Here is a 21586-nt window from a genome sequence, read left to right on the forward strand (position 1 = left end):
ACTCAGCCTCGCGTCGTGTCCTCAGATGGCTATTTGCGCTATGCTCTTGGCGGCAAGTGTAGAGTCGCGAAGGGCTGGACGATGGCGGAGTTCACAGGAAGGAGCCTGCACCTCTTGAAGAAGGCTTTGACGATCGCTGTGCTGGCGATCGAGCGGCAGCCGGGCCCCTTCCAGTCGTCTTCGGACCAAGCGGATATGAAAGCGCTTCTCGACGCGTTGATCGAAAACGACACCGAGCTTGCCTTCTACGTGCGATCCGCCCGTATCGCAGTGACAGGCGAGCCAGACTGAACGTGGGGCTGCCAATGACGGAGACGCTCGCTTTCGAGAAGCGACACAAGGACGGAAGCTTGTGGGTCGTCGGCCAGACGATGGAGGGACAACCTACCGGATACTGGGAGTGGTTTCGCCGGGACGGTTCGAAGCTGCGGTCCGGCTACTTCGACGACGGTCAGCAGGTTGGTGATTGGACCACGTATGATCGCTCCGGGTGCGTCTACAAAGTCACGAAGATGAAGCGCTAGGCAGCGGCGCATGCGTGGCGGCGCTTACGCGCCGCCGTGCTTCCAAACCGGAATGCCGAGTTTCTTGGCCTTGTCGGCGAGGTTGTCATTTATGCCCGTGCCCGGGAAGTGCAGCACGCCCTTCGGCACGATCTCGAGCATCTGGTCATTCCGCTTGAACGGTGCCGACCGTCCGTGCTTGGTCCAATCGGGTGCAAAGCCGATCTGCGGAACGTTGCGGTTCGATGCCCAGAGCGAGGCGATCCTCTCGGCACCCTTTGGCGACTTTCCATGGACGAGAACCATGCCGGCGTGCTTGGCGTGAACCTGATCGAGCTTTGCCCAGATAAGCTGGTGATCATTGAAGTCGAGGCCGCCGGTGACGACGATCTTGGGGCCAGGCGGCAGGAGCACCTCTTGATCGGCGCGCTTCTTCGCCATCAAGAAGTCGCGGCTGTCGATCATCGCCGAAGTCAGATTGCGATGGTTGACCTTCGATCCGCTGCGCGGGAGCCAAGGCTTGCCGACGTGGCGTTCGTAGTGTTCGGCGGCCTGGTCGCGCATTAGCTCGAAGGCGTTCTGGCGCTCTATCAGCGTGATCCCCTCTGCGATCAGGCGCTCCAGTTCGACCGATTTCACCTCGCTGCCGTCCTGTTCGCGCTGCGCCCGCTTCTGGGACTGCTCATTGTCATCCAGTTCGCGGCCGATCCGGTCGGTCGCGCGGTGGAAAACGTTCACGGTCGACCAGAGGAGATCGTCGAGGTCAGGTTCGAGGCGCGTGTCTGCCAGGGTGCCGATTAGAGCGTCGAAGATGTCGGCGACGGCGCCCGCGACCTGGTTGCCGTCCGGCAGAAGCCGCTGGTCGGGCTCGTCGGTGAAGGGTCGGTAGCCGTGAAGTTGCAGTTCGTTAAGGACATGGTCGGTGGGTGAGGATTCGTGATGCGGTTCGTAGTCGTCGTGATCGCGCATGGGATGCTCCATCGGTTGGACCGCGACCGTCGCGGCCTTCATGGCGACGAAGCCCGCGGGCCGGACGGCCGGGCACCCGGAGCGAAAGCGTAGGGCTCGATGGCTAAGGCCGGCAATTTTGCTTCGCGATGGAAAGCGGCCTCTGGGCCGCGCCGGAAAATAGTCGGCCGCCGCCATTGCCCGGTTGGCCGGCTTGTGGGCCGATCGCCCTCTCGAAGGCCGAGGCGCGGTCCCCCTCCGATGGATGATGCATCCGCCGAGCACGGCGGCGAACCTCACGCCCGTTTTCCTGCCGGCTATGCCGCCAACGCCATGAAGCGCGCGACGTCCTGCGGCGCGACCTGCAACCGGGCTTCCACGCTCAATGCGTCCAGGCCGAGGCTGCGCAGATCCTGGTTGAAGTCGCCCAGCTGCGGCGAGATGACAATCGCCTCGATCCCGGCCGCGTCGGCCCGTTCGATGAGGGTGTCGCGCGCAGCGTCACCGGCCGGATCGTTGTCGCGGACGATGTAGAGCCGCCGCAGTGTGTCGGGGAACAGGATGGCAGCGAGATGGGCCGCGGAGAGCGCCGCCAGCATAGGCATGTCGGGAAGGACCTGACGAAGCGACAGGACGGTCTCGATGCCTTCGCCCGCCGCTATCACATCGCTGCCTATGCCGAAGCGGACCGCGTTGCCGAGAAGATCGCCCATGGCTCGCCTCGGCGTGTCGATTGGCGCCTTGTCGCGGCGGCGCGGATCGAGCCAGGTGCGATGCGCCCCGGTGATCTTGCCGTCGAGGTCGGTGACGGCCGCGATCATCGCCGGCCAGGTCTCGGTCGGCGAATGCTCTTCGGGGCGATAATAGCAGCGCGGGTGGAAATGCAGGCTTCCGGTTCCGCGCAAATCCGTAATGCCGCGTTCCCGTAAATACGTTTGTACGAGCGTGCCGTGGATCGGCTGCGACATGCGGACCAGTCGGCGGGCCGCTTCGGGGGAGCCATGCGGCGCTGGGTTCTGCCGTTCGTGCTGACGGGCCTCCGGTGCCGGCGGCACTGAGAGAAAGGTCCGCGCCTCGTCGGCGACATCCTTGAAGTCGATGAGGCCGCAGCTTTCTCGGATGACGTCGAGGAGATCGCCATGCTCGCCCGTCGCCGCATCGGTCCATTTGCCGGCGGGACCTTTCGGCGTGTCCTTGAGCCGGACGTACATCGAGCGGCCGGGTGTGTTGCGCGCATCGCCCACGAGCCAGTAGTTGCCCTCGCGGCGACCGCTGGAAAGATAATGCCGGCACACCGCCTCGGCCTGCCGGCCGAGACTGTGCGCAAGATCGGAAGCGTCCTGACGTGCCATCACGCGGCCTCCCGCTCGGAGATGCGCGCCACGGGATATGTATCGAGCACCTTGGCGAGGACGCCCGGTCCGGCGGCGTCGGCCGGCACGAAAAAGCGGAGCTTCCACGAGATGATCTCGCTGAACAGGCCGTAGGTGCGCAGCCGGTCCCGCATCGCCTCGGTGAAGCCGGTCAGCTCCAGGCGCTGGGCATTCATGACGCGGGCGCGCCGAAGCTGAAGGCCGTCAGCGAGATCGAGGATCGTCGTGCCGTCCATCAGAGCGGTGAAGGCCTGCTCAGGGGTCAGCGATGTTGCGCCCGTGGTGACGGCGTTTGCCGCCCAGGCGGGCGAGACGCGGCGGCCGATGATGCGCTCGCCGCCATCGGTCTGGAGCCGGTAGACCCGCGTCGACTCGTTTGGCAGCCGCTTCCAGATCGGCAACAACAGGCCGGCGACAATGTGGATCGTGCTGTCGGAAAACTCCGGCACGTCATTCAACTCAGCCCACCACGCGGCGGCGAAGGCGGCGCGATCGGCTGCCTCCCAATGGCTCTCACCCATCATGCGCAGCGGCGCATAGTGCTGCTCCATCGGCCGGACCAGGCAGACGCGGCGCTCGATCTCGCCATCGTCGAGCATCATCGATGGTGCGGAAATCTGCACGGCGGCGCGGCCGGAGCGACCATTGACCAGGAGCCGTGCGCGCGGATCGGAGAGATGATCGAGCGCCTCGGCGAGGCTCGTCGGTCGATTGCGCTCCCGGCGGGTGATGGTGAGAAGGCGCGTTTCCGCGCCGGTGCCCGGGTGCGTATGGATCACCTCGCTGCCGGTGACGATGAAGCTCTCGGCCTGCAGCGTTTCGAGTCCGGCGTCATAGACTCCACTGCGAACCGCCCCGTCGACCTTTGCCGTCAGGAGCTGCTCAAACGCCGTAAAAAGCACGCCCTGCAGGTCGATGGTCAGCGCGAGCAGACGGTTGAGGAAGGTCGTGATCGGCGGCAGCTCGTCCTTGATGCCGTTGTCATCCGTGAGTTTGAGTCCGGTGGCGGACTCAAAGCGGTCGAGCGAGCAGTTTTCGACCTTGCCACGCACGAGCAGCAGATAGAGCTGGCGCAGCGCATCGCGCGCATAGGGGCTTTCGAGATTGTCCTCTGGCCGGAAGAGACCCTGTCCGCCGGTCTGGCGCTGCCCACGCGTGATGGCGCCGAGTGTATCGAGCCTACGCGCGATCGTGGAGAGGAAGCGCTTCTCAGCCTTCACGTCAGTGGCGATCGGGCGGAAGAGCGGCGGTTGAGCTTGATTGGTCCTGTTGGTCCGACCGAGACCCTGGATCGCCGCATCGGCCTTCCAGCCCGGCTCCAGCAGATAGTGGATACGCAGGCGCTGGTTCTTCGCGCCAAGATCGGCGTGATAGCTGCGCCCCGTACCGCCCGCATCCGAGAAGACCAGGATGCGCTTCTGGTCGTCCATGAAGGCGGCGGCCTCGGCGAGATTGGCCGAGCCCGCCCGATTTTCGACGGCAAGGCGATCGCCCTTGCGCACAACGCGCCGTGAACGGCCGGTGACCTCGGCGACGACATCGGAGCCAAAGCGCTGGACGATCTGGTCGAGGGCGCCTGGAACGGGTTCTAGCGATGCGAGCCGTTCGATCAGCTCGTCACGGCGGGCAACGGCCTCCCTGCTCTCGACGGGCTGACCGTCCCGGAAGACTGGCCGCGACGACAGATTGCCCTCGCTGTCGGAGAACGGCTCGTAGAGCTGCACCGGGAAGGAATGGGCGAGATAGTCGAGGACATATTCCCGCGGCGTGATGTCGACACGCACGTCGTTCCATTCCTCGGTCGGGATCTCGGCCAGTCGGCGCTCCATCAGTGCCTCGCCGGTTGAGACGATCTGAATGACGGCGCTGTGCCCGTCGGCCAGGTCCTGCTCGATCGAGCGGATCAGCGTCGGGGTCTTCATGCTGGTCAGCAGATGACCGAAGAACCGCTGCTTGGCGCTTTCGAATGCAGAACGCGCGGCCGATTTCGCCTGACGGTTCAGGGTGCCGCTATCGCCGGTGATGTTGGCGGCCTGCATCGCGGCGTCGAGATGGTTATGGATGATGGCGAAGGCGCCGGCGTACGCATCGTAAATGCGGGTTTGCGCGGGCGTAAGCTGCTGCTCGACCAGTTCGTATTCAACACCGTCATAGGAGAGCGACCGGGCCGTGTAGAGGCCGAGGGCGCGCAGGTCGCGGGCAAGCACCTCCATGGCCGCGACACCGCCATTGTCGACGGCCTCCACGAACTCGGCGCGGTTGGCGAAGGGAAAATCGTCACCGCCCCACAGGCCGAGCCGCTGGGCATAGGCGAGATTGTTGACGGTTGTCGCGCCCGTGGCAGAGACGTAGACAACGCGCGCATTTGGCAGCGCGTGCTGGAGCCGGAGCCCGGCACGGCCCTGCTGTGAGGGCGCAACATCGCCCCGTTCTCCCTTGCCGCCGCCGGCGTTCTGCATTGCGTGCGACTCGTCGAAAATAATGACTCCATCGAAGTCGGAGCCCAACCATTCGACGATCTGTTTGACCCGCGAAAGCTTCTCGCCACGGTCGTCGGACCGTAGCGTGGAATAGGTGGTGAAAAGGACGCCTTCGTTGAGACGGATCCGCGTGCCCTGAGGGAAACGCGATAGCGGCGTGACCAGCAAACGCTCCATACCGAGCGCCGACCAGTCGCGTTGCGCGTCTTCCAGCAGCTTGTCGGACTTCGAGATCCATACTGCCTTGCGGCGACCCTGCAGCCAGTTGTCGAGGATGATGCCAGCGGATTGACGGCCCTTGCCGGCGCCGGTCCCGTCGCCGAGCATAAAGCCCCGCCGGAAGCGGACGGCGTTTGGCGCGTCGTCCGGCGCGGCGGTGACGAGATCGCCGGTCTCGTCCACGGTCCAGGCGCCTGCGAGGTGTTCGCCATGAGCTTCGCCGGCGTAGATCACCGTCTCGAGCTGGGCGTCGGACAGAACGCCCTCGGTGACGATCGCGGCTGGAAGCGTCGGGCGATAGCTCGGCTTCGGCGGCGCGACCGACGCCATGGCGGCCGACTGCACCAATTTGGTGGGATGGGGCTGCGCGCCCGGGATGCGGATCGACTGGAGCGTATAGGCCTCGTAGATCGCGTCCGACAGGCGGTCACCCTCGGGCGGCGTCCACTCGGCCGTCTCGTAGTCCAGCGGCACGCCTCGAATCTCAGCCGTGCGCCAGGCGGGCGTAGCGGCTGCGGCCCGGGCGAGATAACCGCGGACGGTGCGCGGCGCGGCATCGGGCGTGACCTTGGGCAGTGCGACATCCATGCGCGGCGGCACGTCCCGCTCGATCCAGGCGAGCAGCGTCGCCACATCGGGCGCGACGCCGACGGAGTCCGGGAAGCGTGCCGCATCCTCGGCCGGCGCCTTGTCGATGACGGTGAGTCGCGTTTCGATGGTCGTGCCGTGCTTGGCATAGACCGAGCCCGCGATCGCCGCACTGAACACGACGCGGCCGCGCTCCTGCAGCCGGGCGAAGTGGTCCCGCCAGGCCGGCAGCTCGGGCGAGAAATTTGCGCCGGTGATCGCGACCAACCGGCCGCCCGGCGCGAGCCGCGCCAGAGCGGAAGCGATATGGCGATAGGCGGCGTCGGCGACGCGTCCTGAGACGGCCGCCATGACCGAGAACGGCGGGTTCATGATGATGACACTGGGAATGGCGGCGCGGTCGAGATGATCATCGATCTGCGCGGCGTCGAAACGCGTGACCGAATGAGCTGGAAAGAGAGCGGCAAGAAGATCGGCGCGGGTCTCGGCCAGCTCATTGAGGATGAGATCGGAGCCTTCGATCTCGGCAAGGATCGCAAGCAGGCCCGTGCCGGCCGAGGGCTCCAGTACCCGGTCAGCGGACGTGAGCGCTGCGGCGGTCAAGGCCGCGAGACCAAGCGGCGTCGGCGTCGAGAACTGCTGACGGGCCTGAGCCTCTTCGGACCGGCGCGTGTGCGTCGGCAGCAGCCCGGCGATCTTGCTCAGCGCTGCGAGCCGTGCTGCCGGAGACGCGGCTTTGCGGAAAAGCGGCTTTCCGTATTTGCGCATGAAGAGGATGGTTGCCGCTTCGCAGGCGTCATAGGCCGTCTTCCAGTCCCAGGCGCCGCTAGCGTCGGACGCGCCGAAGGCCTGTTCCATGGCCGAGCGCAGTATCGCGGCATCGATCGCGCGGCCCTGTTCGAGATGAGGAAGGAGATGGCCGGCGGCGGCGAGAATGGCGGCGGCCGGCGGCGCGTTGGGCGCGAGCGGAAGCGAGGCCGCCGGGGCGGCTCCGGAGACGGGAGCGTAAAGCATGGAGGGAACCTCGAGAGAGCAAGAACGGACGAGCCGGCCCGGCGCTCTCTCTCGACCGGACGGGCTCAACCCCGTCCCGGCCGACCTCTCACTCTGACGCGGTCAGCGACCATCGCTCCGGCTTGCGGGAAGCACGTCTTCGGCAGTTGCGCGTGCCGGCGGGCGATGCGCCGTTCCCGGCGAAGGATCGCACTATTGTCGCGGATCCGCCCGAGCGCCCGCGTCAGGGCGAGGCATCGGGTGGACGGTAGAGCTCGCAGGGGTTGCCGTCGGCCAGATGGCCGAAGGGCGTAAAAACGTAGTCGCCGTCGTCACGTCCAACGGCGCAGATGACGTAGCGAACCTCGCCCGTTGCGATCTCGGTGCATTCAATTAGCGCCAGGTCGCCGCTGGTCGCGGCGTACACCAGCGTCTCGAAATTGGCACGGGCATGGTCGGGAATGCTCATCGCGCGGCTCCCTGAGGAAGTCGATCGGCGAGCCAGCGTCCGGTGCTGATCCATTCGAGCGTCCGGCCGGTCGAAAGATCGAGCAGATGGGCGCCGCCAGAAAAGCCGTCGATTACGGGGTCCGAGGCAATATTCGCCCACTGGAAGCCCCAATGTCCGGTCAGGCCGAAGGCCGCGGCGCAGCGGGTAACGAAGGTGATCACCAGTTGCTGGTCAGCGCTGCCAGGATCGCGCAGCCACAGGCGAGCCGATCCGAATTCGGGCGAAAGGGTGAGCAGGAACGGCTCGGCCGGGGGATCCTCGCGGGAGTTTTCGGCCATCAGCGTGGTGTAGATGTCGAAGGCGCGCGTCGCGTTGGCGGCAGTGCCGACGTCGAGCAGGCAGGAAAAGCGGGTGAGAAAATCGGTCATGGCGGACTCCTGAAACGAAAAAAGCCCGGCGCTGGGCCGGGCTTGGGAGGGATCGAAAGACTGTCCGGCTAGTAGCCGAACCGCCAGGACGGCCAGTCTTGACCGTCGTCGGCGGCCTGCACTGCCTCGCCGAGATAGGCGGGATCGCCTTCGACGATGGTGGGATCGCGGACTGGCGTCTCATCGATGACGGTGACGCAGGCAACTAGCCCGTCCTCGACCTCGACATGCACGGGAACGAGATACTGGAAGACGACGCGCCGGGGCGCCGGGCTGGATTGCGACATGGCGTAGCTCCTCGATTGGGGGAATAGACGGAGCGGCCAAAGCCGCCCCGCCAGAGCGATCATTCGGCCGCGACGAGGTGGCGTTCATCGTCTTCGCCGGCGGCCTCCTCGTCATCGCTCGCGAGAAAGTCGGGCAACGCCGCCCCATCATCCTCGCCTCCGGTCTGGGTTTCCGCCGTCGACACCTCACCCTCGGCGACCACGCGCAGCGGCTCCGGCAGCCAGCCGGTGTCCGCCAGCAGGCGCTCGGCCTCCTTCGCCATGTCGCCCTTCTTCAGATGGTCGATGAGTTGTGCGGCTTGCTCGCCGGCGCCCTCGCGGACAGCCTGCAAGATGCGGGGCTTGGTCACCCGGTTGAGGTAGTTGCCGAAGGTCGGTCGCCAGCCGGCCTCGACCAGATCGAGGCCTGTCGCCTTCGTCAGGCGGTCGGCCTGCGAAAGCCTCATGTCGAGGGTATGCTGGCATACACCGCTGCCACTATGCGGGTTCGGCCGCTCATAGAGCGCGTTCACGCCATAGCTGACGCAATGCGCGAGGAGAGCCATGCGGCTGGGCTCATCCAGGTCGGCGAGCCAGTCCCACAAGGCTGCATCGTCCTTCGGGATATCGCCAGCCCAGGCGGCGTGGCGGTCCTGCACCGCACGGGCGGACGAGCTGTCCTTCAGCGCATCGTCCTGGGCCGGGAAGAAGACGTGCTTCACCCCGGCTTCCATGGCGCCCGTATACATGCGGGTCATGAAGGTGTCCGAGACGAGCTTGTGGAGGAGCGCCGTCATAGCGACGTGCGGGTTCTCCGCGACGGCGTTGCGCAGCGCGAGCGTGCGATAGGCCGTCAGCTCGATCACCAGGCGCTCCGGCAGCGGCTTGATGATGCCGTCATCCTCGTCGTCCTCGGGCTCGGCAGGCTGGCCGCCGATGGTGATGACCGCCCTCTGCACCGACGGCTCGGCCAAATCGCCGTCGGCGTCCACGCCGTTCTCGACCTCTGGATCGATCGGTGCTTCATCCTCCGCCCGCACGTAGCCACGGTCGATGGCGAGGCTGCCGTCATGGGCGACGCTGATGAAGACGCCCGCGCGCGGGATGTCGTCCGCCTCGTAGCGCATCGGCCGGGTCTCGAAGGCTGCGAGCGCCGTCTCGATCTCGCTGAGGCGCTGGTCTACCTCGTCCGGCAGTTCGTCGGCGCCTTCATACTCGGCTTCGAGCTTCTGATACTCGGCATTGAGCGCCTCGATGGTCGCCTGTTCCTCGGCCGAAAGGTCGAGCGGCTCGCCCTGCAATTCCCGCAGGCCGCGCGTCGTGTCGTAGGGAAAGCTGACCGCGACCTCGATCCACTTCCAGCCTTCGGCGGCGATCGACTCGGCGGTGGCCTTGAGCTTTTCGGCGACCAGGCGGTCGAGCAGGCTCGCGTCCTGCAGCCAGCCGCCATCATCGGACTGGAAGAGATCGCGCATGACGATGCCTCCCGCCTGTTCATAGGTCTCGATTCCTACGAAAACCGCGCGCTTGTCCGCGGCGCGAACGGTTGTCTCGGTCAGCATGCGCCTGATCTGGTAAGGCTCCTTCGACCAGGCGTCCTTGATCGCGTCCCAGACCTGCTGCTGACGGGCGTGGTCGCCCGACACGGTGAAGGCCATGAGCTGCTCCAGCGTCATGCCGTCTTCGGCATAAACCTCGAGCAGCGCTGGCGACGCCGAAGCAAGCCGCAGCCGCTGCTTGACGACTTGGGCCTGCACGAAGAAGGCCGCGGCGATCTCCTCCTCGGTCATGCCCTTGTCGCGCATGTCCTGAAAGGCGCGAAACTGGTCGAGGGGATGGAGCGGCGCGCGCTCGATATTCTCGGCGAGCGAGACTTCTTCCGCGAGGATCGCGCTGTCGCGCTCGCGCACCACGCACGGCACCGGCGACACCTTGGCGAGGCGCTTCTGCTTCACCAGCAGCTCCAGCGCACGGAACCGGCGTCCGCCGGCTGGGACCTCGAACATGCCGGTCTCGTTGCCTTCGGCATCGACGACCGGGAAAACGCTGATGCTCTGGATCAGGCCGCGCCGGGCGATCGAGGCCGCCAGGTCCTCGATCGAGACACCAGCCTTGATGCGCCGGACGTTCGACTGACTCAGGACCAGCTTGTTGAAGGGGATGTCGCGCGAGGGCGACAGGACGATCTTTTGAGCTGCAACAGCCATCGGGATGTACTCCGCGACGGGCGGCCAAGAGACTCTCTCTCGACCTCCAACCCGTCACGAAAAACCCGTCCTCCCTCTCACTCTCCTCCTGGGCGCGCCCGGCGAGACCCCGGAAGGGCATCGGCGCGACCAAGGAATCTGGCAAGCGCCTCATCCTCAGGCGCATCCCGGTCGAACAGGATGTATTCCGCGCCGAGGCGCCGCGCGTATTCGGTGATCCCCACCAGATCGGTGGGGAGATTATCGCGGTCGCCTTCTCCGACCCAGATGAACCAGCCGTAGGGTGTCGCCGCGACAAGCTCATCGCCCTGATCGGCGTGAACATTCAAATAGGTGCTCGACGCTTCCGAGAGGTGAGCGGTCGAGCAATCGAAGAAGACCCGGAGCGGGTACGAGATCATGCTCATGCCGCCCTCCTTTCAAGCTCATCGGCGGTAACGTCGCGGGCAGCGGCCTCAGGCGCATGCGCCAGCAGCCAATCGGCCGCCTTGCTCGCCTGACTTGCGGCCCGAACGATGGCGCGGTTGTCCTCGCGCAGGACCTGCAGCCACGAGCCGATATAGTCGGCGTGGCGGACGGTGGGCACGATGCCGAGTGAAGCGCAGCAGAAGGCCGCGTTCATTTCGGCGACCAATTCCTCGAACGCGTATTTCTTGGTGCCGAAGCCGCCGGTCAGGTCGCGGCCCACTCGGCTCGAGTGACCAGTCGCGTGTCCGAGTTCATGCAGGGCCGTGCGGTGCCAGTTGATCGGCTCGAAATAGGCTTGTGGCGGAGGGACCTGCACATAGTCGAGCGCAGGCACGTAGAACGCCCGATCACCGGCGATGCGAAAGTCTATGCCTGAGGCGCGGATCAGCGCTTCGACCTGTGGTTCGATCATCTCCTGCGGCGGCGGGGGCGCATTGACCGTGACGTCCTCCGGCAGGCCCTCGCACTGGGCTGCGTTGAAGACGGTGAAGCGCTTGAGGAACGGGATCGCCTGCGCGTCCTCACCGCTCTCGCGGGCGCGGCGCTTCTCGCCTTCTGGCGTGAAGCGGTCCGCATATACGACGGTCGTACCGCGCGCGCCCTTGCGGACATTGCCGCCGAGCGAGAGTGCTTGACGGAAGGTGAGCCAGCTTTGACCCGGAAAGCCGTGTTCGACCACTGCGCCCCAAAGGATCAGGATGTTGATGCCCGAATAGTGCCGGCCGGTGGAAGCGTTTTTCGGCATGGCAAGCGGGGCCTTCGCGGCCGTCGTTCCCCACGGTTGGACCCAAGGCACGCGACCGGCCTCCAACTCGGCGACGATCTTGTCAGTGATCTCGTCGTAAAGGCTGGCACGGTCTTGGCCTGGGCGTGGCGAAGCAGTTCGTCTGGACATCTCAGATCTCCGCGACGGGCGCCGGAAGCCTCTCTCCCAGCCCTAAACCCGTCACGGCAATCCGGTCCGCACTCTCACTCTCAGGGGGCGTTGCGGGGTCTCCCCGCAGAAGGGGTCGGCAGAGACCTTGGGCTCGGCCGCAGGGGAAGGCCTTCCCCCCTCGTAGGATAATGAAATGTTTATCGTGTTCAGAGGTCAGCCGTTAAGCAAACTGCGATTACCATCAGCGTTGGCGAAGTGTGTTCCTGGGTGACCCGTCGTTGCTGCGCTTTCAGAACGAAATTCTACGGATGATCGCGAACGGTGAGCCGCTCTTCGACACGATGCGGCAACTTTGCTTGCGGGTCGAAAAGACATGGCCCGGTGTGCTCTGTTCGGTGTTCGCCATCGATCGAACCGGCGTCATGCGACCGTTAGCGGCACCGAGCTTCCCGGAAGCCTATAGCCAGGCGCATGACGGGGTTGCGATCGGGCCCGACACCGATGCACCCGGGCGAGCCGCGTCTTCGCGCAAGCCAGTGCTCCTGGAGGAACTCGCGTCCGACCCTCGCGCCTCCCCTAGTGCGGCGATCATTCATGGACTTGGCGTATCGGCGTGTTGGTCACTGCCTGTGCTTGGGGCAGCGGGCGATACTCTAGCGGTGATGAACCTCTATTTTCACGGCGCGCGTCAGGTCGCGGATGTCGAGCGAGAGGTGGCTGAAGCCTGCGTGGAGCTCTGCGAGACAGCCTTCCGCAGACACGAGAGTACGCTCGATCGGGATCGTCGAGCGAATGTCGATGCACTGACCGGTCTGGCCAACAGGGCAGCCTATAACGGCGCGATGGCCCAGCTTCGCTGCGACGATGTCGGGTCGTGGGCACTGTTCATCATCGACCTCGACAACCTCAAGATCGTCAACGACACGTTCGGGCATCTGGCGGGTGACGCTCTGATCCGTGCCGCGTCGGCGCGTATCGCTCGCGCGATGGCGCCGGACGTCACCTATCGGATAGGAGGCGACGAATTCGCGGTCATCCTCCAACAGCCGGCAAATGTCGCCGACCTGAATGCTGCGGCCGAACGCGTATTCGACGAGCTTGAGGTGGCGGCGGACTGCGACGGACACACCGTCGTACCTCGCGCGACCATCGGCGGCGCGACATTGAGCAAGACCGAACGCACGGCGACGAGCGTCGGAGAAGCGGCCGATTTTGCGCTCTACCATGCGAAGGAGACAGGCCGTGGCGGCTTCGTTCGCTACTGGCCTGGCATCGGCTCGCGGATTACGAGCCGGCGCGCCGCGATCCGTGATGTCTCGGAAGCCTTGGCCGAAAATCGTATCGAGGCGCACTACCAGCCGATCCTGAGGCTGGACACCGGCCTCATCGTGGGGCTCGAAGCCCTGTGCCGACTGCGATCGCGAAGCGGCGATCTTCTTCCTGCCGGCTCTTTCCAGGAAGCAACGACTGACGCTCATGTCGCCTCCGAGTTGACGGCCCGCATGATGGCGATTGTCGCTGCCGACATAGGTCATTGGCAAAACGCGGGACTGCTCGTCGAGCAGGTCAGCCTGAACGTGTCGACAGCGGATTTCTACACAGGCAGCCTCGCCAAGAAGGTCTCCGAGACCTTCTCAAAAGCCGGCATCGGGCTGAACAAGATCGTGTTGGAGATAAGCGAGGACGTCTATCTCGGGCGGAATGATCGCGTCGTAGCGCGGGAGATCGAGGTGTTGCGTGCGGCCGGGGTGCGCGTCGCCCTCGACGACTTCGGCACGGGCTACGCCTCGCTGACGCATCTGGTGAATGTGCCGGTCGATATCATCAAGATCGACCGGGCATTCGTCGCCCGGCTGTGGCCTGACGATCCGAGCACCATCATCGTGGAAGGGTTAATCGAGATCGCCCGCCGTCTCGGCGTCGCAGTGGTCGCAGTCGGCATCGAGACCGAGGTTCAGGCGAGTCAGCTTTGGGCGATGGGCTGTGGGCTTGGTCAGGGCTACGCATTCGCATACCCCGCCGATCGCGATGCGACGGGCACGTTGCTCTACCGGCATGCAGCGTCCGGCGCCGGAACGTCTCCTCTCTATGCCGATCGACCATTGTCTCGTCCGAATGGGCGCGTTTCGAAGCGCCGTACTTCGGTGGCGTAAGAGGCGCGCCAGAAACACTTATTCCCGCGGAAGCGTAACTCCTGAAAAGAGGGTTGCGGCGAGCTCTCGCCGTCTTGGTCGATCGAAACGACACGACTCTTGCAATGCCGCCTCCAGCGTGCAAATTTGCACGATCAATGCAGGAGCGCACGATGCCCGATGATGTTGCCCCACCCCTTCGCTACTTCAAGACCGGAGATTCCGTTCACGTAAGGGCTCAGCAGGTCTGGCTGATCCTGGTGTCTACAGTCATGTCGTCCGCGCGCAATCCGCGTCGCCCGACCGTCATCACCTACGGCGATCTTGCCGAGGCCATGGGGATGGATCGCCGGGCCGGTATCACGCTCAACCGGCAACTTGGAGTGGTCGGCGACATTTGTGTGGCCAATGACCTGCCGGCGCTGAACTGCATCGTCATCAATGACCGGCTCAACGCACCCGGAGATCATGTCGTCACGCGCCGGGGGCGGACGTGGCAGCAGGAACAAGCAGACGCCATGACGACTGACTGGTTTGCTGTAAGGGTGCCGACCACCGGGACGCTGCGTAAAATCCGCTCGGCGGCAGTGGCGGAATAGCGAATGAAGCTCTTCGCCACGAGAGTATGGGGTTTTGGCTTCGCGCGGCTGCCTCTTGCGACCTTCGGCGTCAAAGGCAATCTCGGGCGGCTGCTGACCCTGGCAAAGCGCGGCGACCGGCTGGTGTTCGTGGGAACACAGACGGAGCGGACCGCACCGGAGCATCAGGGCCGCATCCTGGGGATGGCTGAGATAGGATTCGAGCCCTTGCGCACGCTCGATCTCGTCGAGCGCGAGGCGCTCGATCCGAGGGACTTCGACGCTGCCGGCAACTTCAAGTTTCCGCATGCCGTCGCGACCACTCGCGTCTGGCAGTTCGAACCCGCGCCAGTCTTGACCCAGCTGTTGTCTCGACAACTGACGATGGTTGCAACCGCAGGCGTGGAGGAGATCGACGATCCAGCCGATGTCGCCGCTGTCCTCGCACTGAACGCCGTTGAGATCGATTTGCCCCCGCTGCCGGTTCTCGCACGGATGCGGCGCCTGAATGACGCGCTTAGGAACACCACCGGTCCGCGCCCCACCGATGCCAGCTATAACGTCGATCGCTCAGGCACGGACGGCGAGGCCTGGGCTTATGCATTGCAGTTTGGCAGCCGCAACGTTTGGAAGATCGGGTGGGCCGACGACATCGACGAACGCTGCGCCGCCGTAAATCAGCACATTCCCATTGAACTCGGCGGACTGGAGCAATGGACTGTGAAATTCCGACAGCGGATGAAGAACCGCGAAGCCGCCTACAAGATGGAGCAACGCGTCCTCACGTTGCTGGATGCGAAGCGCAAGGGCTTTGAGCGCGTGCATTGCGCCCAAGCCGATTTGCAATCGGTTTGGGCTCGCGCCTTTCTCGACATCGTCCAGGAGGACTGATGGATCTGTCCTACTGGATGCGGCAACGCACCGACATCATCCGGCTGTTCTATGACAAAGGCCGCGTGCCCTTCGAGCAGTTGAAGCGGGATATCGAGGAAGAGGTCCGGCCATGGGAGCCACCTTACTTCAATCCGGAAACCGACGACCCGGAGCCACCGTTCCTCGCCGAATGGATGCAGGCGGACCAAACTCGCGAACTGGTCGGGATGGTCGCGGTATCGCTGCTCGTCGATACGTTGAGCCTCTACTTCGCCGAGCTTGAGCGCGAGATCGGCATCGCCTTTGTTGACCCGAAAGAACGTGTAGCCTTGTTCAAACTAGGGAAGGTCGAGGCCTATCGCCAGATCATCGAGCATGTGATGGGCGAGACGTTCAGCATGTGCCCCGTCAGGTTCGACGTCATCGAACAGGTGATCCTGGCCCGTAACGACTTCGCCCATGGCCAGGATTTCGTCTCGTTCCAAACCACGCACAATGAACGAACGGTCGAGAAGCATCCGAACCCGTTCTTCACGAATCCCGCAGAGCCTGTCGACGAGGAGGACCTGGGGGGATGGCGACGCCTCACGATCGAAGTCAGTCGGGAAAAGCTGATGGCGGCCATCGACGAGGTGGAGAAGTTGGCTGACTGGGTGCATCGGAACGACGAAGCCGTATGGGAGTGGCGAGCTCGGACGGTGGCCGCGAAGGCCAGAGATTGACGACTCAGTGCCAAGTCTGCGCTCAACGAAAGTCTCTCGTCCTCACCTTGATCGTGTCCAGATGGAGGTCTGGGATGAAAATGTCGCGCGGCCGAACGGTCCGGGGCGGCAAGCCACGTGGATCGGGCGTCGGCGAGCCATGGTGAAACTCGTCGCCGCGACCATGCGGTAACGGGAAGGCGGTCTCTCGATCGCCGACGCTCGCCAGATCGGCGGAGAGGTCCGTGAGCCGCTGGGCGACGAGATGGACCACTTCACCCTCGCGCTGAACGCGACCGCGCACCGCGATCATACCCGCGGACAGGATCGTGCGACGGTTCTGCTCGAAGACCTTTGGCCAGATCACGAGGTTCGCAATGCCGCTTTCGTCTTCTAGCGTTATGAACATGACGCCCTTAGCAGACCCTGGCCGCTGTCGGACCAGCACGATGCCGGCCGCTTCGAGCCACCGGCCGTCACGCGCCTCCATAGCTTCGAGGCAGGTGACCATTCGGCGTCGCCGCAGGTCGTGCCTTAGGAAGGATACGGGGTGATCCCGTAGAGAGAGGCTGACGTGGCGGTAGTCTTCGACGACATCGCCACCGGCCGTCATGGGTCGGAGGACGATGGCCGGTTCGGCAATCTCGGGCACGATTTCCGTTTCGCGGGCCGAGGCCGCAGCAAAGAGCGGCAATGGCTCATCCCGAAGGGCTTTGATCGCCCAGAGCGCTTCCCGACGAGCAAGACCAAAGGGCGGCCGGAAACCGTCTGCCTCAGCGATGTGCGTCAACGCGCCCACGGGCACGCCAGCTCGGCGCCAGAGATCGTCCACCGACATGAAGGGATGTCCCGCCCGGGCAGCGACGATCGCTGCGCCATGGGCGTTCGCCAGACCCTTGACCATGCGCAGACCGAGCCGAACAGCAAATCGGCCGTCATCATCGATCGGCTCGAGCGTGCAGTCCCAACGGGACGCATTGGCGCACACCGGTCGCACCTCGATGCCATGATCTCGCGCATCACGCACGATCTGGGCCGGCGCGTAGAACCCCATGGGCTGGCTGTTCAGGAGCGCTGCGCAGAAAACGTCGGGGTGCCAGCACTTCAGCCAGGCCGACGCGTAGGCGATAAGCGCAAAAGAGGCTGCGTGGCTTTCCGGAAAGCCGTAAGAGCCGAAGCCTTCGAGTTGCTTGAAGGTCTGCTCGGCGAAGGCAGCGTCGTAGCCATTGGCCACCATGCCGGCGATCAGCTTGTCCCGGAAATGCGATACACCCCCGGTGAACTTGAAGGTCGCCATCGACTTGCGCAGCATGTCGGCTTCCCCGGGCGTGAACCCGGCGCATTCGATTGCGACGCGCATCGCCTGCTCCTGGAACAGGGGAACGCCGAGGGTCTTTCCCAGGACCTTTTCGAGCTCCGGCTTCGGATAGTGGACAGGCTCTAGCCCCTCCCGGCGCCGAAGATAGGGGTGAACCATGTCGCCTTGGATCGGCCCAGGCCGGACGATGGCGACCTGAACGACGAGGTCATAATAGGTACGCGGTTTCAAGCGCGGCAGCATGGACATCTGCGCGCGGCTTTCGATCTGGAAGGTGCCGAGCGTATCGGCCTTCCGGATCATCGCATAGGTGCGAGGATCCTCCGCCGGGATGGTCGCCAGATCGAGGTTTACGCCCTTGTGCTCGGCGAGCAGATCGAGGCCCTTCTTCATGCAGGTCAACATGCCGAGCGCCAGGACGTCGACCTTCATGAACTTGAGAGCGTCGATATCGTCCTTGTCCCATTCGATGACCTGGCGATCGACCATCGACGCGGGCTCGATCGGCACGAGATCGTCGAGGCGGTCATGGGTGAGCACGAAGCCGCCAGGGTGCTGGCTGAGATGGCGGGGAGCGCCCATCAGCTGCCGGGCAAGGTCGAGCGTCATCCGAAGGCGCCGATCGGCGAGGTTGAGGTTCAACTCCTCGACGTGACGCTTCTCGACGCCTTCTTCCGACCAAGCCCAGACCTGCGACGACAGAGTGCCGATCAGGTCTTCGGGCAGGCCGAGCGCCTTGCCGACGTCCCTCAGCGCGCCCTTGGTGCGATACCGGATGACGGTCGAGCACAACGCTGCATGCTCTCGGCCATAGGTCTCGAACACCCACTGCATGACGATCTCGCGCCTCTCATGCTCGAAATCGACGTCGATGTCGGGCGGCTCGCGCCGTTCCTCGGAGATGAATCTCTCGAACAGCAGGTCGTTGCGGCCCGGATCGATCGAGGTGATGCCAAGAACGTAACAGACGGCGGAGTTGGCGGCCGATCCGCGACCCTGACACAGAATGTCCTTTGACCGCGCGAAGCGAACGATGGAGTTCACGGTGAGGAAATAAGGCGCGTATTCCAGTTTCTCGATCAACCGCAACTCATGCTGGAGGGCGGCGGTCACGCTTTCGGGTACGCCCTCGGGATACCGTTCAGCGGCCCCCTCCCAGGTGAGCTTTGACAATGTCTGCTGGGGCGTAAGCGCGGGATCGTCTCGCTCTTCCGGATACTGGTATGCAAGTTCGTCGAGGCTGAAGCGGCAGCGGTCCGCGATCTGCAGCGTCCGGGCAAGGGCCTCGGGATAGCGGTTGAACAGACGATGCATTTCGTCCGGCGGCTTGATGTAGCGATCGGCATGTCGCTCTCGCCGATCGCCAAGCGTATCGATCGTGACGTTGTGACGGATGCACGTGACCACGTCCTGCAGGATCCGCCGGGCCGGCTCGTGGAAGAGGACGTCGTTCGTCACCACGGTGGGCACGCGCATCTGTGTGGCCATGTTCGAAAGCTCATGCAGTCGGAGCTGATCGTTTGGCCGGCGGCGCAAGGTGAGCGCGAGATAGACTCTGTCGCCGAAAGCGTCCCGCAATCGCCGCAGCCGGAACGCGCACTCGTCATCCGCCAAGTCGGGTACGAGCGTGACGATCAGGCCTTCGCCATACGCGACGAGATCAGGCCATTCGAGGACGCACCGGGCCTTGCCCCCTCGCTTTTTGCCGAGGGACAGAAGACGGCAGAGGCGCGAATAAGCGGGTCGATCCGTCGGATAGACCAGCACGGATGTCCCGTCAGCGAGGTCGAGCCGGCAACCGACAATCAGGCGAACGCCGGTCGTCTTGGCCGCTTCATGAGCACGGACGACGCCGGCGAGCGAATTCCGATCGACGATGGCGACGGCCTCGATCCCAGCCAAGGCCGCTTGCGCAAACAGTTCCTCGCAGGAGGACGCGCCGCGCAGGAAGCTGAAGTGTGAGGTGACCTGCAGTTCGACGTAGCGAGGTGAGCTCATCCGAAGACCCCGTGGATGAACCAGCGGTGCGACCCCGTCGCCGTGTCTTCGCCGTCACCGGCACGATAAAGCCAGTAGCGTTCGCCGGCGTCGTCCTCGACCCGAAAATAGTCTCGGACGGCGACCAATTCGGCGTCGCGTTTCCACCACTCTCCGAACACGCGCTCCGGTCCATCACCCCGGCGGAGTCGGCGACGCACGCCGCGCCAGGTGAATGAAACGGGCGGATGATCAGGCAAGAGCGCTACAGTCTCGACCTGCTCCGGATGGGCCAGCAGACGCGAGGGCCGCGGCCAATGGCCGGGCCATGCTGCGCCCGTATCGGCGGCCATCGCCGGAATGCGGCCAACGGAGCGTTCCGGAACGTCGCTCGCAACCGGCGCCAGCCGATAGAGCGCCTGCTCACCCACCCGGTTCATAAGCGTATCGATCAGGTCCGAGACGTCCGGCACACTCTCCTCGATCAACGAACTGACGGTCTGCCGACGCTCGATCGGCTCAGCGACGCTGGCCGCAAGCGTCATCACCTCGATTCCGAAGCCGGGCTCGATCGTCTCAATCTTGTCGCATAGGAGGCGCGTCAGGCGCTTTGCATCCCGGACCGGCGTTGCCATTCCAACCCGGACCGCCTGTGAGCGACTGTCGACACGGTGGCAGATAAGGTCGAGGCGTCGTGCGCCGAGACCCGCTGCCTCGAGGCGGTCGCAGAGCTGATCGACGAGCTTGGCGATGTAGCGGGCGATGGTCTCCGCCGCGCCAATCGGTTCCGCGAACGACCTGCGCACTTCGATCAGGTCGGCGGGTCGAATCGGATCGATCGGCTCTGACAGATCGCCAAGCGCCTGATCGATACGGCGGCCGATCGCTGGACCGAAGCGCAGGGTGAGCGGCGCGCGCGGCTGCGCGAGGATATCTCCGATGGTTTCAAAGCCAAGCGTCCGCAGCGCCGCGACTATCGAAGCGTCGATGCGCAGCGCGGCCAGCGGAAGCGGTTCCAACAGCGATGCATCATGACGTTCAGGAGCGATTATCGTCGCGCGGGCTGCAAACCGGGCCAAGGCGTGGGCCGCGCCCCAGCTGTCGGCGATCGCACCGCGAGCGGCGATACCGGACATGGCCAGCCTACCGATCAGGCCCTCCAGCATGACAGCTTCGCCGCCGTGAAGGTGATCGGCTCCGGTCGAGTCGATGATGATCCCGTCTGGAGGATCAGGGGCCACGACAGGCGCGTAGCGCAGGAGCCAGGTGGCGAGCCGATCAAGTGCCTCCACATCGGCTGCCGGCTCGGCATCTTGCACGATGAGGTCTGGCACCAGGACCTGAGCCTTGGTCACAGGTATGCCGGGGCGAAGGCCGGCGGCCACGGCAGCAGCATTCGCCGCCAGCACCACCCGCCTGTTTCCTTCCCGGCCAATCAGGACGAGCGGCGCCTCAGCCGGAGGCGCCGCGTCGCCAGCCTTCCGCCGAAGCCGGTCGGTGGACCAGCTCGGCAGGAAGAGCGAGACGACCCGTGTCATCGCACGCCTCCAACTCGAAATCTGCACTCTCGCCCGCGCGTGCGCGGATCAGTTCGACCAGCCAGCGGGCACGCCCTACGCCCGGAACAGGCAGAGGTGTCGATGGCACCATAGACACGCGCCAGCGTGTCATCGCGGCGGTGGGTTGGCCGAAATCAGTGGCTTCGGTCTGTCGTCGCCAACGCCGCAGCGCGATACCGATCGATCCGCTGCCCTCGGCTGCCAACTGCAGGCGGCGCGAGGCTGTCATGGAAAGCCGGGCCACCTCACCGAGAACCGCCCCTAGACCACCATGGCGCAACCCTTCCTCCATGCAGGCCAGCACGGTCTTGTCATCGCCGGCTTCGAGATAGATTACGCGATCGGACGCAAGACCTGCCTGGGCGATCGCCGGCGCGAACAGGTCCGGACGGGTGATACACCAGAGGATCTTGCCCTTGGTTCGAGCCGCGACGCCCGCGCTGAACAAGGCTGCTGCAGCACCATCGACCGCGCCATTCCCACCGCCTGCAATCTCATGCAGCGCGCCAAGCGCCAACCCGCCACCGGGGAGTCGTGAGTCGACGTCGGCAATCCCAAACGGGAGAACCGATTTGGCGCGCCGACTCCGGCCTTCGATCTTCTCGATCTGCGCGCGCAAAGACTCTATGGCGGGTTCGGGCCGCACG

General features: G+C 64.8%; 18 protein-coding genes. 6 read left to right on the forward strand and 12 right to left on the reverse strand.

Going from position 1 to position 21586, the window contains the following annotated elements; genetic code table 11:
• Positions 1-81: 81 nt before the first annotated feature.
• Both FJQ54_RS03340 and FJQ54_RS03345 read left to right on the forward strand, forming a co-directional pair.
• Positions 82-291, forward strand: coding sequence for a hypothetical protein (locus tag FJQ54_RS03340; protein WP_027297058.1), 210 nt, complete (start codon positions 82-84; stop codon positions 289-291).
• 14 nt (positions 292-305) lie between these two features.
• The gene (locus tag FJQ54_RS03345; RefSeq protein WP_027297057.1) at positions 306-524 is read left to right on the forward strand and encodes a toxin-antitoxin system YwqK family antitoxin; all 219 of its coding nucleotides are present in this window, start codon (positions 306-308) and stop codon (positions 522-524) included.
• A gap of 24 nt (positions 525-548) precedes the next feature.
• On the opposite strand, the gene FJQ54_RS03350 is transcribed toward FJQ54_RS03345, so the two are convergent.
• The 9 genes from FJQ54_RS03350 to FJQ54_RS03390 all read right to left on the reverse strand — a co-directional run bounded on the left by FJQ54_RS03350 (position 549) and on the right by FJQ54_RS03390 (position 11819).
• On the reverse strand, positions 549-1472 hold the full coding sequence (locus FJQ54_RS03350; protein WP_027297056.1) for a DUF2493 domain-containing protein: 924 nt from the start codon (positions 1470-1472) through the stop codon (positions 549-551).
• A 296-nt stretch (positions 1473-1768) separates the two neighbouring features.
• Positions 1769-2803, reverse strand: a complete 1035-nt coding sequence (locus tag FJQ54_RS03355; RefSeq protein WP_027297055.1) for a DUF7146 domain-containing protein — start codon at positions 2801-2803, stop codon at positions 1769-1771.
• The gene (locus FJQ54_RS03360) at positions 2803-7125 is read right to left on the reverse strand and encodes a strawberry notch family protein (RefSeq protein ID WP_027297054.1); all 4323 of its coding nucleotides are present in this window, start codon (positions 7123-7125) and stop codon (positions 2803-2805) included. Before FJQ54_RS03360 ends, FJQ54_RS03355 begins: the two co-directional genes overlap by 1 nt.
• 223 nt (positions 7126-7348) lie before the next feature.
• Positions 7349-7573, reverse strand: a complete 225-nt coding sequence (locus tag FJQ54_RS03365) for a DUF6117 family protein (protein WP_027297053.1) — start codon at positions 7571-7573, stop codon at positions 7349-7351.
• On the reverse strand, positions 7570-7983 hold the full coding sequence (locus FJQ54_RS03370) for a hypothetical protein (RefSeq protein ID WP_027297052.1): 414 nt from the start codon (positions 7981-7983) through the stop codon (positions 7570-7572). The genes FJQ54_RS03365 and FJQ54_RS03370 overlap by 4 nt, the downstream gene beginning before the upstream one ends.
• 68 nt (positions 7984-8051) lie before the next feature.
• Positions 8052-8270 (reverse strand): hypothetical protein, encoded by a 219-nt coding sequence (locus FJQ54_RS03375; RefSeq protein WP_027297051.1) that lies wholly within the window; start codon positions 8268-8270, stop codon positions 8052-8054.
• A gap of 59 nt (positions 8271-8329) precedes the next feature.
• On the reverse strand, positions 8330-10456 hold the full coding sequence (locus FJQ54_RS03380) for a ParB/RepB/Spo0J family partition protein (protein ID WP_027297050.1): 2127 nt from the start codon (positions 10454-10456) through the stop codon (positions 8330-8332).
• 77 nt (positions 10457-10533) lie between these two features.
• Positions 10534-10863 carry a DUF5983 family protein gene (locus tag FJQ54_RS03385; RefSeq protein ID WP_027297049.1) on the reverse strand — a complete coding sequence of 110 codons (330 nt, stop codon included), beginning with the start codon at positions 10861-10863 and terminating at the stop codon, positions 10534-10536.
• Positions 10860-11819 (reverse strand): ArdC family protein, encoded by a 960-nt coding sequence (locus FJQ54_RS03390; protein WP_072492859.1) that lies wholly within the window; start codon positions 11817-11819, stop codon positions 10860-10862. Before FJQ54_RS03390 ends, FJQ54_RS03385 begins: the two co-directional genes overlap by 4 nt.
• Positions 11820-12058: 239 nt before the next feature.
• Here FJQ54_RS03390 and FJQ54_RS03395 point away from each other — a divergent pair, with 239 nt between their 5' ends.
• The 4 genes from FJQ54_RS03395 to FJQ54_RS03410 all read left to right on the forward strand — a co-directional run bounded on the left by FJQ54_RS03395 (position 12059) and on the right by FJQ54_RS03410 (position 16106).
• Positions 12059-13954, forward strand: a complete 1896-nt coding sequence (locus FJQ54_RS03395) for a bifunctional diguanylate cyclase/phosphodiesterase (RefSeq protein ID WP_235890295.1) — start codon at positions 12059-12061, stop codon at positions 13952-13954.
• 137 nt (positions 13955-14091) lie between these two features.
• Positions 14092-14532, forward strand: coding sequence for a hypothetical protein (locus FJQ54_RS03400; protein WP_083532078.1), 441 nt, complete (start codon positions 14092-14094; stop codon positions 14530-14532).
• 3 nt (positions 14533-14535) lie between these two features.
• Complete coding sequence (locus FJQ54_RS03405) at positions 14536-15402, forward strand: GIY-YIG nuclease family protein (RefSeq protein WP_027297287.1); 867 nt, start codon at positions 14536-14538, stop codon at positions 15400-15402.
• Positions 15402-16106, forward strand: coding sequence for a hypothetical protein (locus tag FJQ54_RS03410; protein ID WP_027297288.1), 705 nt, complete (start codon positions 15402-15404; stop codon positions 16104-16106). The genes FJQ54_RS03405 and FJQ54_RS03410 overlap by 1 nt, the downstream gene beginning before the upstream one ends.
• Before the next feature lie 22 nt (positions 16107-16128).
• Here FJQ54_RS03410 and FJQ54_RS03415 read toward each other — a convergent pair whose 3' ends face one another.
• From FJQ54_RS03415 to FJQ54_RS03425, 3 genes are read right to left on the reverse strand one after another with little or no spacing between them, the layout of a single operon-like run.
• On the reverse strand, positions 16129-19401 hold the full coding sequence (locus FJQ54_RS03415; protein ID WP_027297289.1) for an error-prone DNA polymerase: 3273 nt from the start codon (positions 19399-19401) through the stop codon (positions 16129-16131).
• Positions 19398-20918 carry a Y-family DNA polymerase gene (locus tag FJQ54_RS03420; protein ID WP_140926878.1) on the reverse strand — a complete coding sequence of 507 codons (1521 nt, stop codon included), beginning with the start codon at positions 20916-20918 and terminating at the stop codon, positions 19398-19400. Before FJQ54_RS03420 ends, FJQ54_RS03415 begins: the two co-directional genes overlap by 4 nt.
• Positions 20833-21558, reverse strand: a complete 726-nt coding sequence (locus FJQ54_RS03425; RefSeq protein WP_207790345.1) for an ImuA family protein — start codon at positions 21556-21558, stop codon at positions 20833-20835. The genes FJQ54_RS03420 and FJQ54_RS03425 overlap by 86 nt, the downstream gene beginning before the upstream one ends.
• Positions 21559-21586 lie beyond the last annotated feature (28 nt).

Origin of the sequence: Sandaracinobacter neustonicus (assembly GCF_006385875.1) — a bacterium.
GTDB classification, from domain to species: Bacteria; Pseudomonadota; Alphaproteobacteria; order Sphingomonadales; family Sphingomonadaceae; genus Sandaracinobacteroides; species Sandaracinobacteroides neustonicus.

Coding starts and splice junctions, on each gene's coding strand:
- FJQ54_RS03410 (WP_027297288.1), top strand. CDS start 15,402: ATGGATCTGTCCTACTGGATGCGGCAACGCACCGACATCATCCGGCTG.
- FJQ54_RS03370 (WP_027297052.1), bottom strand. CDS start 7,983: ATGACCGATTTTCTCACCCGCTTTTCCTGCCTGCTCGACGTCGGCACT.
- FJQ54_RS03350 (WP_027297056.1), bottom strand. CDS start 1,472: ATGCGCGATCACGACGACTACGAACCGCATCACGAATCCTCACCCACC.
- FJQ54_RS03390 (WP_072492859.1), bottom strand. CDS start 11,819: ATGTCCAGACGAACTGCTTCGCCACGCCCAGGCCAAGACCGTGCCAGC.
- FJQ54_RS03340 (WP_027297058.1), top strand. CDS start 82: ATGGCGGAGTTCACAGGAAGGAGCCTGCACCTCTTGAAGAAGGCTTTG.
- FJQ54_RS03375 (WP_027297051.1), bottom strand. CDS start 8,270: ATGTCGCAATCCAGCCCGGCGCCCCGGCGCGTCGTCTTCCAGTATCTC.
- FJQ54_RS03405 (WP_027297287.1), top strand. CDS start 14,536: ATGAAGCTCTTCGCCACGAGAGTATGGGGTTTTGGCTTCGCGCGGCTG.
- FJQ54_RS03355 (WP_027297055.1), bottom strand. CDS start 2,803: ATGGCACGTCAGGACGCTTCCGATCTTGCGCACAGTCTCGGCCGGCAG.
- FJQ54_RS03345 (WP_027297057.1), top strand. CDS start 306: ATGACGGAGACGCTCGCTTTCGAGAAGCGACACAAGGACGGAAGCTTG.
- FJQ54_RS03415 (WP_027297289.1), bottom strand. CDS start 19,401: ATGAGCTCACCTCGCTACGTCGAACTGCAGGTCACCTCACACTTCAGC.
- FJQ54_RS03380 (WP_027297050.1), bottom strand. CDS start 10,456: ATGGCTGTTGCAGCTCAAAAGATCGTCCTGTCGCCCTCGCGCGACATC.
- FJQ54_RS03385 (WP_027297049.1), bottom strand. CDS start 10,863: ATGAGCATGATCTCGTACCCGCTCCGGGTCTTCTTCGATTGCTCGACC.
- FJQ54_RS03365 (WP_027297053.1), bottom strand. CDS start 7,573: ATGAGCATTCCCGACCATGCCCGTGCCAATTTCGAGACGCTGGTGTAC.
- FJQ54_RS03360 (WP_027297054.1), bottom strand. CDS start 7,125: ATGCTTTACGCTCCCGTCTCCGGAGCCGCCCCGGCGGCCTCGCTTCCG.
- FJQ54_RS03400 (WP_083532078.1), top strand. CDS start 14,092: ATGCAGGAGCGCACGATGCCCGATGATGTTGCCCCACCCCTTCGCTAC.
- FJQ54_RS03420 (WP_140926878.1), bottom strand. CDS start 20,918: ATGACACGGGTCGTCTCGCTCTTCCTGCCGAGCTGGTCCACCGACCGG.